Source organism: Burkholderia stagnalis (assembly GCF_902830275.1).
Taxonomy (GTDB): domain Bacteria; phylum Pseudomonadota; class Gammaproteobacteria; order Burkholderiales; family Burkholderiaceae; genus Burkholderia; species Burkholderia stagnalis.
On the sequence record NZ_CADESW010000001.1, the window covers coordinates 592,493 to 607,236 of the forward strand.

The 14,744-nt window shown below is 64.1% G+C and carries 12 protein-coding genes and 1 pseudogene; 5 read left to right on the forward strand and 8 right to left on the reverse strand.

The window, feature by feature from the left end; all coding sequences use genetic code 11:
• Positions 1–161: 161 nt before the first annotated feature.
• Positions 162–1,085 carry a recombination-associated protein RdgC gene (locus HWY45_RS02590; RefSeq protein ID WP_059884424.1) on the reverse strand — a complete coding sequence of 308 codons (924 nt, stop codon included), beginning with the start codon at positions 1,083–1,085 and terminating at the stop codon, positions 162–164.
• 202 nt (positions 1,086–1,287) lie between these two features.
• On the opposite strand from HWY45_RS02590, the gene HWY45_RS02595 reads away from it, so the two are divergent.
• A complete protein-coding gene (locus tag HWY45_RS02595; RefSeq protein ID WP_155631922.1) occupies positions 1,288–1,824 on the forward strand; it encodes an ATP-binding protein in 537 nt (178 codons plus the stop codon).
• A gap of 47 nt (positions 1,825–1,871) precedes the next feature.
• On the opposite strand, the gene HWY45_RS02600 is transcribed toward HWY45_RS02595, so the two are convergent.
• Both HWY45_RS02600 and HWY45_RS02605 read right to left on the reverse strand, forming a co-directional pair.
• Complete coding sequence (locus HWY45_RS02600) at positions 1,872–2,258, reverse strand: hypothetical protein (protein WP_081069882.1); 387 nt, start codon at positions 2,256–2,258, stop codon at positions 1,872–1,874.
• Positions 2,259–2,483: 225 nt separating this feature from the next.
• The gene (locus HWY45_RS02605) at positions 2,484–2,732 is read right to left on the reverse strand and encodes a hypothetical protein (protein WP_059563283.1); all 249 of its coding nucleotides are present in this window, start codon (positions 2,730–2,732) and stop codon (positions 2,484–2,486) included.
• Positions 2,733–3,007: 275 nt separating this feature from the next.
• Here HWY45_RS02605 and fusA point away from each other — a divergent pair, with 275 nt between their 5' ends.
• On the forward strand, positions 3,008–5,056 hold the full coding sequence (gene fusA, locus HWY45_RS02610) for an elongation factor G (RefSeq protein ID WP_059884425.1): 2,049 nt from the start codon (positions 3,008–3,010) through the stop codon (positions 5,054–5,056).
• Positions 5,057–5,118: 62 nt separating this feature from the next.
• Here fusA and HWY45_RS02615 read toward each other — a convergent pair whose 3' ends face one another.
• The 3 genes from HWY45_RS02615 to HWY45_RS02625 form a co-directional block, all read right to left on the reverse strand.
• On the reverse strand, positions 5,119–7,005 hold the full coding sequence (locus tag HWY45_RS02615) for an SAM-dependent methyltransferase (protein ID WP_059884426.1): 1,887 nt from the start codon (positions 7,003–7,005) through the stop codon (positions 5,119–5,121).
• Between the two features lie 86 nt (positions 7,006–7,091).
• Positions 7,092–10,550, reverse strand: coding sequence for an adenylate/guanylate cyclase domain-containing protein (locus tag HWY45_RS02620; protein ID WP_059884427.1), 3,459 nt, complete (start codon positions 10,548–10,550; stop codon positions 7,092–7,094).
• Between the two features lie 85 nt (positions 10,551–10,635).
• Complete coding sequence (locus HWY45_RS02625; protein ID WP_059884428.1) at positions 10,636–11,784, reverse strand: branched-chain amino acid ABC transporter substrate-binding protein; 1,149 nt, start codon at positions 11,782–11,784, stop codon at positions 10,636–10,638.
• Positions 11,785–12,179: 395 nt separating this feature from the next.
• Here HWY45_RS02625 and HWY45_RS02630 point away from each other — a divergent pair, with 395 nt between their 5' ends.
• From HWY45_RS02630 to HWY45_RS02640, 3 genes and pseudogenes are all read left to right on the forward strand, one after another.
• On the forward strand, positions 12,180–12,956 hold the full coding sequence (locus HWY45_RS02630; RefSeq protein WP_059884429.1) for a crotonase/enoyl-CoA hydratase family protein: 777 nt from the start codon (positions 12,180–12,182) through the stop codon (positions 12,954–12,956).
• Between the two features lie 80 nt (positions 12,957–13,036).
• Positions 13,037–13,292: pseudogene (locus HWY45_RS02635) on the forward strand (lyase); the annotation flags it as partial.
• Positions 13,293–13,364: 72 nt separating this feature from the next.
• The gene (locus tag HWY45_RS02640) at positions 13,365–13,547 is read left to right on the forward strand and encodes a glycine zipper 2TM domain-containing protein (protein WP_059563289.1); all 183 of its coding nucleotides are present in this window, start codon (positions 13,365–13,367) and stop codon (positions 13,545–13,547) included.
• A 13-nt stretch (positions 13,548–13,560) separates the two neighbouring features.
• On the opposite strand, the gene HWY45_RS02645 is transcribed toward HWY45_RS02640, so the two are convergent.
• Together HWY45_RS02645 and HWY45_RS02650 are read right to left on the reverse strand one after the other, a co-directional pair.
• Positions 13,561–13,902 (reverse strand): hypothetical protein, encoded by a 342-nt coding sequence (locus tag HWY45_RS02645; RefSeq protein ID WP_059884431.1) that lies wholly within the window; start codon positions 13,900–13,902, stop codon positions 13,561–13,563.
• 3 nt (positions 13,903–13,905) lie between these two features.
• A complete protein-coding gene (locus tag HWY45_RS02650; RefSeq protein WP_081069887.1) occupies positions 13,906–14,685 on the reverse strand; it encodes an alpha/beta hydrolase in 780 nt (259 codons plus the stop codon).
• Positions 14,686–14,744: the final 59 nt, after the last annotated feature.

Consider the following 14,744-nt stretch of genomic DNA (forward strand, 5'->3'; position numbering starts at 1 on the left):
GATGACCGGACCACTTTGCGGATTCAACCCGTCGATGCAACGAATTGATGAAAGCGCCCAGCCGCGCCCCGCCTCCAGGGCAGCGACGGTCTTCCTCGAAATGTCGCGTCAGCGCGAAGCCTCGCTGTCGCGGGGCGATGATCCTTGACAGCCGACGGGGTTCAGGCTGCTGCCGCCTGATGAATCGAGTCGCGCCGCTCGCCACCCAGGATATCGACAAGATCGGCAAACATCCGCCCCAATTCACCCGTCATCAGAGCGACATCCGAGTCGAAGCGTTCATCGTCGTTCTGCGCGGTGGGATCCGTCGCCTCCTTGATGACGTCGAGCGGCGTGACACGCTTGATCGTCAGCGACGGTGTCAGCACAAAGGAGATTCGATCATCCCAGGTCATCGCGAGGCGCATGCATTGTTTGCCGGCCTCGATGTGCCGGCGCATGTCGTTCGCTTCCAGTGCGTGGCCGACGTATCGCACCGTGGCACCGCCTTCGCCGCTCGAGCGCAACTCGGCGTCCTGGTCCACGGTGAATCCGCCCGGCGCCTCGCCGGACAGCAGCCAATCCGTCATCGCGGCGACCGGCGAAAGCGCTACCTGAACGCTGGCGAGCGGCAATTGAGGGATCGATTTGACGAGCAGGCCGCGAACGTCGTCGGCAAGCGCCTGTGCAGCCGCATCGATGACGAGCCAGCCGTTCGCCGTATCGATCCACACGCGGGTATCGCGGCGAATCGTGAACGCGCGCGGCAGCAGTTCGTCGGTAACCTGCTCCTTGAGTTCGCGCAGCTGTTTTCGCCCCACCTTGAAGCCCTGCTGCTCCTCGACTTCAAGCGCCCGGGCCTTGGTCACTTGATTGACGACCGACGCCGGGAGCAGCTTCTTTTCGGCACGAAACACCAGCAGCATTTGCCGGTTGATCGAATACACAAGCGCGCCGTCGTCACGCGGCGACGCCCATCCGAAACGCTGCATCTCGACGCTGGTGCCCGGCTGAAACGCGTAGGGCGCCAGCCATTCTTCCATCTGATCGGGGGTAACGGCCCAAGGTGCCGGAAGACGATGAAGCTGAAGATTCTTGAACCACATAGGAGGACGGGCAAAGCGCGTCATTCTATATGACGGCGACGTTTCCCGGCCATCAGCAGCCAGTCGACTCGACACGCAGGATCGATGACAATCGACTGCGTCTCGCAGCCCCGAGAGAACAAGGGACCATGATGAAATCTTTTGGCTTTCTCAGCGGCTTTCGCCGGCGGATGTCTGCGCACCCTTGCTAGCCGTATCCGTTGTGGAATTTAGCTATAGCCCGAATCTGACGATTACCCTTGAACTTGATGGTGCGGAAGGAAGGCTCGCCGATACCGGCCGAGGAATGCGGTTGACTCCAGACGTGGGCGATACGCTCTCACACGCAGAGCGAGCACTGACCAGCTTCTATCCATGTACGCCTTTCAGTTCGGAACTTGACGGAATACTTCGGAAATTGGTCTGGGGCGATCATGGTTCACCAGGTCCTTCGGTCGCCAACGTCGCCTGTCGGGCGTTCAAGTTCACCAGCATGAGGGACGGCGAGATCTGGTCGCAGAGTTACGTTCGCGGGAAACCGTCGGGGCCGGCCGAAATGCTCGGACAGACGGATATGAACGGCACTGTCATTGAGTTTCAAACCGCCGGGCCGATCGATCAGGTCATCGTGGCGACGCTGGTTGAAACACTGCGTTTTCGAGTACCAGGACTTTCGTTAGTTTTCAAACGTGACGCTGGGGGCGGTGAACGGCCAGCTTCGGTCAGTCGAATTCAAGCTTCGAATCGACGACAGTACTGAGGTGCAGAAGCCGGCCAACTCGCCTCCCGGCTGCTGCATTCTGTTGCTTAAAGGCCCGGCGGTGGTCGCCAATGAACAAATGGTGGGTACGGGACACCGTTGAAGAAGGCCAGAAATACTTCGGCAACTTGGTCGGCCATGAACCATTCATCTGCGCGCATCGGAATGTTGCCCGCCCGGAAGACCAAGACGGTGCCATCGGGGCGCACGGGTGACGGTTTGTCGTGGAATGCCCTCCACCGCTGCGCATCAAATTCGTAACGCTCGATCATGCAACTAGCACCGCCGCCCGCTACCTGCACGTAGTTACCACGAGCGTCAGTCAACGATGCATAAGAAGATTCGCCATAGCTTCGCAGCGATTGCAGTGATCGGGTGATCTGTCGTGGAGTTGGCGAGATGATTTCCGCTTTCCCTTCGATCTCGAATTTCATTTGCTGATTCGCTCCGATTCATCCAACCAGACGTGAATCCTACCAGCGCCAAAGCCTGATGCTGAATGGCCGTTAGCGGCAAACCTGATTGACCGCTCAGGGTTGCGGATTCAACCCGTCGATGCAACACACTTGAAGCTGCATAGCAGCCAAGACCGTTGCCCCTTTCTTACCTGAAAGCCCACACCGATCCCCACCACGGCCGGCCCGCAATCCGATCCCCCCTCACCCAAACGCCCCCCGCGTCAAATCCCTATCGAACTCCACCGTCCAAGCCGTGCCATGCCCGACCCGATACCCTTTCTCCTTGAGCGTCGAGCAGCGAATAACTGTGACGTACCCAACCAGCGGATAGACCTCGTCAACAACCTCCGGCGCTACCGTCTCCTGGATCGTGAAGTCCGACTCGACCAAGTTATGCCGATGCAACACGGCGACAAAATCCGCCCTTTCGTCTGGAGCAATGATGGACATTTCGCGTTCCTCCCTACCGCACGATTGACGCTTTCAAGCTAGCACACGCGCATCGACGCTGCGGCGCGAAAATATGCACCATCCGGCCCGAAGTGCAGCGGCGTTGGCACCCAAGCCCCAACACTCAGCCAACATCCCCAAAAATCCCGCACCGCAGCGACCCGCTCCCCAAATCCCACCCTCCAGCCAGCCCCTCCCCCTCGCTCTCCATAATTGGCACACCACCCAAATTTCGCCAATAATTCCCCCACACCCACTCCTGGACGATGGCGGCCATGGACTACCCTCCCGAAGCCATCCGCACGATCGCACTGGTCGGGCACGCCGGATGCGGCAAGACCTCGCTTGCCGAAGCACTGCTGCACCAGGGCGGCGCGCTGCACGCGCCCGGCAGCGTCGCCAAGGGCACCGCCCTGTGCGATTTCGACCCACTGGAACGCAAATACCACCACTCGCTCAGCTCCGCCGTCGCCCAGTTCGATTTCCAGGACACCCGCATCTGCCTGCTCGACACCCCCGGCTACCCCGACTTCGCCGGCCTGTCGATCAGCGCGCTGCCCGCCGTCGAAACGGCGGCGATCGTGATTAACGCCCGCACCGGCATCGAAATGACCACCCGCCGGATGATGACGTTCGCGCAGCAACGCAAGCTCTGCCGGATGATCATCGTGAACGGCATCGACGGCGAAAAAGTCGACCTCCCCGCGCTGCTCGCCGAGATCCAGGAGATGTTCGGCAAGACCTGCCTGCCGATCAACCTGCCCGCGAGGGGCAACAGCGACGTTGTCGACTGCTTCTTCAACCCGTCCGGCGAATCCGATTTCCACTCGGTGGAAGCCGCGCACAACGCGCTGATCGATCAGGTGATCGAACTGGATCCCGAGTTGATGGAGCTGTATCTGGAACAGGGCGAAGCGGTCCGCCCCGAACAACTGCACGCGCCGTTCGAACGCGCGTTGCGCGAAGGGCATCTGGTGCCCGTCTGCTTCACGTCGGCCGCCACCGGCGCGGGCATCGCCCAGCTGCTCGACGTGTTCGTGCGGCTGCTGCCGAACGTCACCGAAGGCAACCCGCCGCTGTTCTATCGCGAAGTCGACGGCAAGGTGGAAACCGTGCACGCGCAGCCCGTCGCCGACAAGCACGTACTCGCGCACGTATTCAAGATCGTGATGGACCCGTACATCGGCAAGATGGCGGTATTTCGCATCCATCAGGGCACGGTCACGCGCGACAGCCAGCTCTATATCGGCAACGGTCGCCAGCCGTTCAAGGTCGCGCGCCTGCTGATGCTGCAGGGCAAGGAACACACGGACGTGCTGCGCGCGGGCCCCGGCAACATCTGCGCGGTCACGAAAGCCGACGACATCAGTTTCGACGACGTGCTGCACGACGCCCCCGAAGACGGCAACGTCCACCTCACGTCGCTCGATTTCCCCACGCCGATCTACGGCCTCGCAATCGAGCCGGCGCGGCGCGGCAACGAACAGCGCTTGTGGGAAGTGCTGCAGAAGCTCGCGGCCGAAGATCCGTGCCTCGTGATCGGCCACCCCGTCGGCACCAACGAGACGGTCGTGCGCGGGCTCGGCGAACTGCATCTGCGCTTCATGCTGGAGCGGCTCACCGACCAGTACAAGCTCGACGTCGTCACGCGGCCGCCGACGATCGCGTGGCGCGAAACCATCGGCGGCAAGGCGGAAGGCCACTATCGCCACAAGAAGCAGACCGGCGGCGCCGGCCAGTTCGGCGAAGTCATGCTGCGCGTGGAACCGCTGCCGCGCGGCGACGGGTTCGAGTTCGTCGACGCGGTCAAGGGCGGCGCGATTCCCACGCAGTTCATTCCCGCGGTGGAGAAAGGCATCCAGCAGGTGATCGACAGCGGGCCGCTTGCGGGCTTCCCGATGCAGGACGTGCGCGTGACCGTGTACGACGGCAAGAGCCATCCGGTCGACTCGAAGGAAGTGGCGTTCGTCACGGCCGGGCGCAAAGCCTTCATCGACGCGGTGTTGAAAGCCCAGCCGATGGTGCTCGAACCGATCGTCGACATCGAAGTGATGACGCCGGAAACGGCGATGGGCGACATCATCGGCGATCTCTCGTCGCGGCGCGGGCAAGTGCACGGCACACGCACGGTGGGCGGCCACGCGATGGTCGTCGCGGGCAAGGTGCCGCTCGCCGAACTCAACGACTACCAGTCGCGCCTGAATGCGATCGCGGGCGGGCACGGCAATTACAGCATTCAGTTGAGCCACTACGATCCGGTTCCGCCGGCCCAGCAGGCGCGGCTGGCGGCGCAGCACAAGGCGCATGCGGAAAGCGTGGATTGAGCGAGTCGAGCGGGCCGGCTTCGCGCCATTGCGCCGAAGCCGGAACCCAGCTCCACGGCCGTTCAGACAATGGCGTGCATCAATCTGGACGAGCCTCCCATCCTGAAACCATCCTTGCGCTCCGCCAGGTAACGATCATTCAGGCTTTCCGGGCTGACGTTGTTCGCCTCGCCAAATCCCAGCAAGCGAATGGTGTCGGCCAGCGACGCCGGATCGAAATACGTTTTCCACGGCTCCCCGCCTTCCGCCACTTTCGCGCGCACCAGTTCCATCCCCAGTCGCTCCATGGGCGCGAGCAATGACGGCGTGACGACATAGTCGAACACGACGGCGCTGCCGGCCGCACACGATGCGATGAACCGCAAGGTATTCAGGATCGCGTCGTCCTCGAGATACATCGACACGCCGAGCCATGAGAAAAATGCCGGCTCGTCCTGCCTGAATCCAGCTTCAGATAACGCGTGCGCCAGGGTGTCGTGTTCGAAGTCGATGGGTACGTACGTCAGCGATGCCGGAATTTCGATGCCGGCGGCACTCAGGCACGCGCGCTTCCATTGCTGCGTCGCGGGGAGATCGACCTCGAAGATTCTCGCGGATTGAGGGTCCTCGCGATAGGCATACGTGTCCAGCCCGGCGCCCAGGATGACGTATTGGCGAACGCCACGCTGCGCGGCCTTGTGCCATTCGTCTTCGGCAAATCGGCTGCGCACTACAAGGGACAACCTCAGTGCTTTGGATAACGGATCATCGTAATGATCCGGGTTGCCGAGAACGGCCGCCTCGTTCGTGCCGCCCAGTATCTTCAGCGCATGCCGGTCTTCCAGGACCAGCGGGCTATCGAGCAACTGATGCACGGCGCGCAACGTCGCGACGCGCTGCGCGCTTGGCTTGGGGCCTACATTGTCTGATGCTCGTTTGGCCGCATTCAAGGCCAGGATCGCCTTTTGAATAAACAGGATCAGCGGCATATCCAGGCCCACGCCGATCATCAGATCCGGTTCGGCCGCGAGCACGCGATGCACCTTGCTTTCGAGTGCGCGATCCTCGCCGCAGTACGATTCACGAAAGAGGTCATGCCATCGACGGGCCAATGTCTGAACTGCCGGATCGGCGACATTCGCACCCGCTTCCATCTGTGTTCGCACGTCCGCGATCAACCCTGGCCAATCGTCCACATGGGCGATCATGCGCCGCCGAACTTCCTCGAATTCGACGGGCGACAGATGCTTCGCAAAGAGGCGTGCCCGGGCGTTGGCAACCGATAGCGAAATCCATCGATGCATGTCCGGCGTGAAACCGATGATCTCCTGCGCTCTCGGTTCCTGTTCCTGCATGGTCTTCAATCGGGATGCCAGTGGGGCGTTATCCCCTGTCGCATCCTTCATGTACTGGATCCAGCGCCACGCCAGCGCTTGCGCGTCCGGATCTTCCGGCAGCAACCCCGTGTCGACCGAACGCCTCATCTCGGCCATCAATTCGATTCGGCGCGTGTCCAGGTGCGCACCCAATTGCTGTTGTTGCGCGTGCAAATGATCGAGGTCTTCACGTGTGAGATGTTTTTCGTACATCGTCATCATTTCCAATAGGTTGAGCCAGTCCGCCGTCCCAGCCTCGCTGCCACGGGTGAGCTTGTCGGCCAGATGCTGAAGGCCATCGCGCAGCGTCTGCGCACGCCGGGCCTGTTCGTCCAGCACGCTGATCTGTCGGTGAATGATTTCGACGGGGGCGATTCCCGAATCGTCCAGATACACCTTGATGTCCGACAGCGCGCAGCCGAAATGCTTGAGCGCCTGGATCCGGTGAAGGCGAATCACGTCTTCATGGCTATATCGCCGGGAGCCGCCCTCTGCGCGGGCGGAAGGAGACAACAGCCCAATGGCGTCATAGTGATGCAGCGCCCGAACGGTCAGGCCCGCCCGCTTTGCGAGCGCTCCGATTTTCAATGACATCGCAACTCCTCCGCTTGAACGCACAATAAATCATGACGTAACGTCAGGTTCAAGCAGAAAAGCATGGATGGATTACTCGACAGGTACTAAGGCTGATCGGATGCAAGCGTCTCGAGCAACGCCTTCGCCTCACGCAGGTCGGCGGTGTCGAAACCCTCCGTAAACCAGCCATAGATCTCGGACAACGCCTGCCTGGCCTCGGCGACGCGCCCCACATGCCGCCACAGCCGCGCGAGACTCGTCACGGCGCGCAATTCCAGCGACCTGGCACCTTGGGCACGCGCCACCTCGATCGCCCTTTGCAAGCAGGCTTCGGCTGCGTCGATCGAAACGGAAACGTCATCGTTCGACTCATCGATCAGCATGACGCCCTTCAGCCGATGCAACTCGGCTTCGAAGCAACGCTCCCCTGCTTTGTCCAGAATCGCCATCGCTTCGTCGAGCAGCCGCATGCCCGTATCCCGATCACCCGCACGCCGATGGCAATCGGCCAGCAGCGCGAGAAAGTACGAGCGCTGATCCTCGCCGCCCGCGGCTCTATCAGCGGCAAGGCCTTCGCTCATCTGCGCAATCCCTTCTGCAAGATGGTCCCGTTCGGTCAGCGCCCAGCCCCCGAAAAACGTACCCCACGCGAGCCAGTACGGCAAGCCGTGCTCAGTCGACAGCGTCACGACGGCTTCCGCGTGTTCGCGGGCCAGCGACGATTCGCGCCGAAGCTGATGCAGCTCGGACGCATACGCAAGCGTAAACGCCAGCGTCGGGCCATACGCAAGCTTCTGCGCAAGCGCCAACGCCTCCATGCTTCGCTTGAGCGCCTGGTCGGGGTAGCCCTGCAACCACAACGTCAGCGTCAGGAAATTCAGCGCGCGGATGCCGGGGTCCACGCCATGCGCGAAGACGTGCGCCTGATGCTGCTCCGGGTCGTAGATCGCCAACGCCTGTTCCTGATGCGTACGCGCGGCGTCGAGGTTCCCCTGCAGGAACAGGCACGCGCCGAGCGCGCCATACGACTCCATCAGCAAGCCCGGATCCTTCGCACGCGTCGCCACGTCGAGCATCTGCTTGCCGAGGTCGCGCGCGGTCGCGTATTCGGCGCGCGTCAGGTAGTGGATCCGCAACCCCAACTGCGCGGCGAAGCGCTGCGACGTCTCGCCGGTCTGCTCGCACAGCGTCAGCGCGCGGCTGTAGGTGGCGGCCACCTCCGGCGCGCCATAGCCGCGCACGTCCATCAACGCGGGCCCGAGCGACAGCAGCAGCGCCAGTTCCTGATGCGCGCGCGCCGGCGTGTCGGGCAACTGCTTCAGCAGCTCGAGCGCCGTGCCGAGGTGCTGCATCGCGTCCAGGTGTGCGGCGTGGCGGAGCGCCTGTTGCGCGGCCTGGTGCAGATACTCGACGGCCTTCGGAAGATTGCCGCTCAGGCTGTAGTGATGCGCAAGTTCGCTGCAGTAATCCGCGATGCGGGTCGGGAACAGCGCCTCGATCGCCTGCGCGGTGCGCTCGTGCAACGCGCTGCGCCGATGCGTCAGCAGCGAATGGCCGGCCACTTCCTGCGTCAGCGCGTGCTTGAACGAATACTCGACCTCCGGAAACGCCGGCCGCTCGTAGATGAATTCCGCGGCTTCCAGATGCGCGAGCAGCCGACGCAGATCGTCGTCGGTGTGCGCGGGTTCGCCGCCGCAGATGCGCCGGATCAGGCTGTACGGAAACTCCTTGCCGATCACCGCGAGCGTCTGCAGCAGTTCCTTCTCAGCGACCGGAAGCCGATCGATACGCGCGGCCAGCACGCCCTGCACGGTGGTCGGGATATGCAGCGCAGCGGGCGTGCGCCCGACCCGGTAGCGGCCCGGATCGCCGAGCAGCGATTGCTCCTCGGCCAGGGTCTGCACGACCTCCTCCATGAAGAACGGGTTGCCCTCGGTCTTCTCGAGGATCAGCCGCTTGAGCGGCATCAGCGACGGATCGTCGCCGAGCAGCGCCGCGAGCAGGCCCTGTGCTTCCGCCGGGCCGAGCGGTTCGAGACGAAGCTGGAGGCCATGCCCTGCGCGCGTCCACACGGGCCGATACTCGGGCCGGTAGTTCACGAGCAGCAGGATTCGGGTAGTCGGCACGCGCTCGCTCAGGTGCGCGAGGAACGCTTCCGTCTCGCGATCGAGCCATTGCAGGTCTTCGAACAGCAGCTCGACCGGCTGGTCGCGGCTCTCGCGCGCCAGAAGCTGGATGATCGCGTCGAAGGTCCGCTCGCGACGAATCCGCGGGTCCATCTCCGACAGCGCCGAACCGGGTTCGCCGATGCCGAGCAGGTACAGCAGGTAAGGCACGAGATCCTCGAAGCCGCGTTCGAGCGTCAGCACCTTGCCCATGACTTTCTCGCGGCAGCGCCGCTCGTCGTCCTGCGCGGTGATCTGGAAGTAGTTCTTCAGCAGCTCGATCAGCGGCAGGTAGGCGAACGCCTTGCCGTGCGACACCGAAAACGTCTCCAGCAGCAGGCAGCCGCGCCGCGAACGTTCCTTGAATTCATGGAACAGCCGCGACTTCCCGACGCCGGCCTCCCCGCGCACGCCGACGATCCGCCCATGCCCCGCCCTGACCTGCTCCAGCGCATCCTGCAGGTGCTCCAGCTCGGCATCGCGGCCGACGAAGCGGGCGAGGCCGCGATGCGCGGCGAGTTGCAGCCGCGTGCGCAGCGCGCCGAGGCCCAGCACTTCGTACACCGACAGCGGGTCCGGAATGCCTTTGAGCTGCGTCGCGCCGAGCGCCTTGAACTCGAAATAGCCTTCGGCCAGCTTGTGCGTCGAATCGCTGACGAGAATCGACGACGGCGCCGCAATGCCTTCCATGCGCGACGCGATGTGGATCGTGTGGCCGACCGGATCGTAGTCGGTATGCAGGTCGTCGGTACGGATTGAGCGCACGACCACTTCGCCCGTATGCACGCCGACGCGAATCTGCAGCGGAATGCCTTTCTCCAGACGGATGCGATCGCCGTGACGCCGCATCGCCTGCTGCATCCGCAACGCCGCGAACAGCGCACGCTGCGGATGATCCTCATGGGCGATCGGCGCGCCGAACAGCGCGAGGATGCCGTCGCCGAGCGACTTCGCGACGTAGCCTTCGTAGTAGTGGACCGCCTCCATCATCAGCGCGACGACGGGCTCGATCAGACGATGTGCCTCCTCCGGATCGAGGTCGTGGATCAACGCGGTGGAACCCGCCATGTCCGCGAACAACGCGGTGACGGTCTTGCGTTCGCCGGCAGTTTCGCCGCGCGCTTCCATCGCCGCCTGTTCGGCGCGAATGCGTACGGCGAGATGGTGCGGCGTGTAGTGGATCGGTGCGAGAGAAAGCTCGGTGGCCGGCTTCGGGCTCGGTGGCGGCGGTGTGCCGGAGGCCGTATCGGCAAGCGGTGCGCCGCACGCGTTGCAGAAGCGCGCGGCGGGGCTCGCGTCGTGCCCGCAATGCGGACAGGTGCGCGACATCGGGGAGCCACACGCTTCGCAAAATCTGGCCCCGACGAGGTTGTCGAATCCGCAGTTTGCGCAGTGCATGCCACCCTTCCCCTGCCGAGCGTCGGCATCCGGTCATTATGCGCCGTGTCCGCGTGCCGAAAAACCCGCCCCGACCGCCCACGCGTCATTCGGTGCCGATCGTCGTCACCGGCGCCCAGCGCCCGCCTTTCACCTGATAAAGGGTCGACGTCGGGTGCTCGAGATCGCCATTCGCGTCGAACGCGATCTGCCCCGTGATGCCTTCGTAGCGCGTCGCGCGCAGCGCCGGCAGGAACTCGGCCGGCTTCGCGGAATTCGCCTGCCGCATCGCGTGAATCACGACCCGCACGCAGTCGTACGAGAACGGCGAATAGGTGAGCATCTCCACGCCGAAGCGCTTCCTGAACTTCTGCGCGAACGCCTTGCCTTGCGGCAGCGTATCGATCGGCCGCCCGTATTCCCACGCCATCGCGCCTTCGGCCGCTGGGCCGGCCACGTTGAGGAAGATGCTATCCGCGATGCCGCCGCTGCCGACGAACTGCACCCGCATGCCAAGCTGCTTCATCCGCTTGACGAGGAGCGCCGCCTGGTTGTCCAGGCCGCCGAAGTACAGCAGGTCCGCGTTCGCCGCCTTGATGTTGGTGAGCTGCGCATTGAATTCGACGGCCTTGTCGTTCGTGTATTCGGCTGCGACGATCCGCCCGCCCGCGGCAATGACGGCCTTCTTGAATTCCTCCACGGCGCCCTGGCCGAACGCGGTGCGGTCGTCCATCACCGCGATGCGCCGCGCCTTCATCACGGTGACCGCATAGGTGCCGGCATTGCCGGAGTTCTGCGCGTCGGTCGCGATGATGCGAAAGACCGTCTTCAGCCCCTGACGCGTGATCGCCGGATTGGTTGCCGCCGGATCGATCAGCGGAATGCCGGCCTTCGCGAAGATCGGCGCGGACGGCAGCGCGACCCCCGAGTTGTAGTAGCCGACCACGGCCACGACTCCGTCGTCGACCAGCTTCTGCGCGACCTGCACGCCGATGCGCGGGTCGCCCTGGTCATCCACCGTATCGAGCTCGAAGCGGACATCCTGGCCGCCGAGCTTGATGTGCTGCGCATTCGCCTCTTCGACCGCGAGCCGGACACCGTTCTCGAGATCCTTGCCGTTCGACGCGCTGATGCCGGTGAGCGGGCTCGATGCGCCGATCCTGACGACCTGCTGGCCGTGCGACGGCACGCCGGCCAGCGACAGCGCGACGGCGCTCAGGCCGATCGCGAGAAACTTTCGAGCAGGGGTACGCATGGTCTCGATCCCGATGATCAGGCGCGTCGCACCGGTGTCGTTGACAACCGGTTTCCGGGCGCATCAGTGATGCCTCGATCCGAAGCACGTCACTACACTCCATCGAACGATTTCGCCGCGTGTCCCGCAGCCGGTGTTTACCCGCACCGGCATTCCTCGACACCGTGGCGATTCCAAACCCGACGGCCTGCCCCAAGCGATCGGCTTCAACGTGCCGGTGTCAGGAGGAAACGCTCGGCCGCACCTCCGGTCGAACACGCCAGCCCGACCGGTGAGATCGCACCTCGTCCCCGCCGTTGCGTCACAATGAAGCCCGGCATGCGTATCGCTCGATGTTTGCCGGCGTGTCGCGCTCGTGTCGCACACGCACATGCCGGCTTTCCAAGGGGGAAACGATGGACGACGTGATTTACGCGACGGATGGCGCAGTCTGCACGATCACTCTCAACCGGCCTGAACGGCGCAACGCCGTCGACAGCCCCACCGCGTTGCGGCTCCGCGAAGCATTCGATCGCTTCGAGGCCGATGCCGCGCTCGCGGTCGCGATCCTCACGGGCGCCGGAGGCAACTTCTGCGCCGGCGCCGACCTGAAGGCCGTCGGCGATCCGGCATTGCGCAACAGCGTCGACCCGACAGGCGAAGGCCCGGGCCCGATGGGGCCAAGCCGCATGGCATTGTCGAAGCCGCTGATCGCGGCGGTCGCCGGCCATGCGGTCGCGGGCGGGCTCGAACTCGCGCTGCTGGCCGATCTCCGCATCGCGGAAGAAGATGCCGTATTCGGCGTGTTCTGCCGGCGCTGGGGTATACCGCTGATCGACGGCGGCACGGTGAGGCTGCCGCGCGTCGTCGGCATGGGACACGCGATGGACATGATCCTGACCGGCCGCCCCGTGGGCGCGCAGGAAGCCAAAGGCATGGGGCTCGTCAATGCCATCGCGCCGAACGGCGAAGCGCTCGCGCATGCGACGCGCATCGCCCGACAGATCGCCGCGTTTCCCCGTCAATGCATGCTCGCGGACCGACGCTCGGCATACGAGCAATGGGACCTGCCGCTCGCGGAAGCGCTGCGCCGGGAAGGCGCGAATGGCGCGCCGGTCGTGTTTGCCGAGGGGGTCGCCGGTGCCGCGCGCTTCAGCGCGGGGGAAGGACGTCACGGGAGGTTTTCCGATTGAGGTGTTGCCGTAGCATGGCGTCCGTGCATTCATTCGGAAGCCGTATCAAATCCGACGATGATGCCATCTGTTCCGGGCCTCTGCCCGGCCGTGATCCGCATGCCTACGCGATCGTCGTCGACGAGCGCGACATCGTCTGGCTCAGCGAATGGAGCGCCAACGCGCTCGCGCGTTTCGACCCGCGATCCGGCAAGTTCGACGTGCTCGCGCTGCCGCGTGCGCATGCGAACGTGCGCCAGATGATGGCGCCGGCCGGGGGAAGTCTGGTTGTCCGAATCGGGCACGGATCATCTGCTGCGCTATCGGTATCGGGTCGGATCCGCTAACACACAGTGACAAACGCGTCGGACACTTTTTGAACGTCACTCGTCAAACAGGCATGTTCCAACCATCGGTAGGAGTGCCCTGATGAAAAGGATGTTGCAAGTTTTGCTCTGCAGTCTTTCCCTGTTGACGCTCGCCGCGTGCGGCACGGTGCTCGGCGCGACCGCAGGCGGTGTCGCCGGCCACGAACTCTCGCACGGCAGCACGGCGGGCACGATCGGCGGCGCCGCGGCCGGCGGCCTGATCGGCCACGCGATCGGCGATTGACGGCCGACGGCGATCACCCTCCGGTCAGCTTCCGGAGAATCGCCTGCAGCATGCGTTCGTGCTGATCCAGCGCCTCGTCGAGCGTACGCGCCGCGTAGCTCTGGATGTCCGGCGCTTCCGCGCCGGCGATGCGTGTCACGAACAGCCAGGCATCGCCGGTTTTCGCATCGGATATGCCGCGAAAGCGCGTCGTGATCGTCACGCCCGATTCGTCGAGTACGGTGCGCCGGAAGACGAGTTCGTTCTCGGACATCCAGCGCGACCACGCGCCCTGGTCGAAGACTTCGACGGGCGTGTCCTTCGCGTCGAGGATGTAGAAGCGTCGCGGCTTCGCGGTGATGGGGCGAGGGTTCATATTTCAATGGGTGGGCGCGAGCAGGAAGCCGATCGCGTGACGCCACCATGCTTCGTCTACCACGCTGATCCAGTCGTTGTGCTCGGCGGACTTCATGACCGTCAGCCGCTTGGGATCGGCGAGCGCGTCGTAGAGTGCTTCGCCGAAGCGTGCAGGAACGATGCTGTCGCGCTCGGCGACTGCCACCACGACAGGACGGCCGAACGACGCGAGATGCGCGGCGCTGTCGTAGCGGTCGCGCAGCAGCCATTTCACCGGCAGCCACGGGTAATGGTGGGTGGCGACGTGCTCGAGGGAATCCCATGGCGTGATGAGTAGCAGGCCGGTGATCTTGTCGCGCTCGTGCGCGCCTGCTGCTGCGGCGACGCCTGCGCCGAGCGATTCGCCGATGAGCAAGAGCGGTGCGCCATATTGGCGATACGCGGTTGCGATCGTCCGTTGTGCGTCGGCGACCAGGCTCGCTTCGCTCGGCGTGCCATCGCGCGGGCCATAGCCCGGGTACTCGGCGAGGATGACGCGCAGCCCGATTCGAGCAAGTGCTGCGGCGTAGTACGCGCGGTGGCCGGCATGGCCGGCGTTGCCGTGGAAAACGATCACCGTGCCGCGAGCGGACTCGGGCGGCTCGGCAAGCAGACCGCGAAAATCTTCCGGCGATGGCCACACACGAAGCTCGCTGGATACGATGTCGTCGATCGCGGCTTTCTCGGGGAAATAAATGAGGCGGTCCTGCACGACAGCCACTCCTGTGAATGCGACCAGACACGCGATGGCGACACGCAGCATGATCGCGGCAGCCGTGCTTCGATCGGTCATCGGCGTATTCGTCATCCGCTCCAGACTTT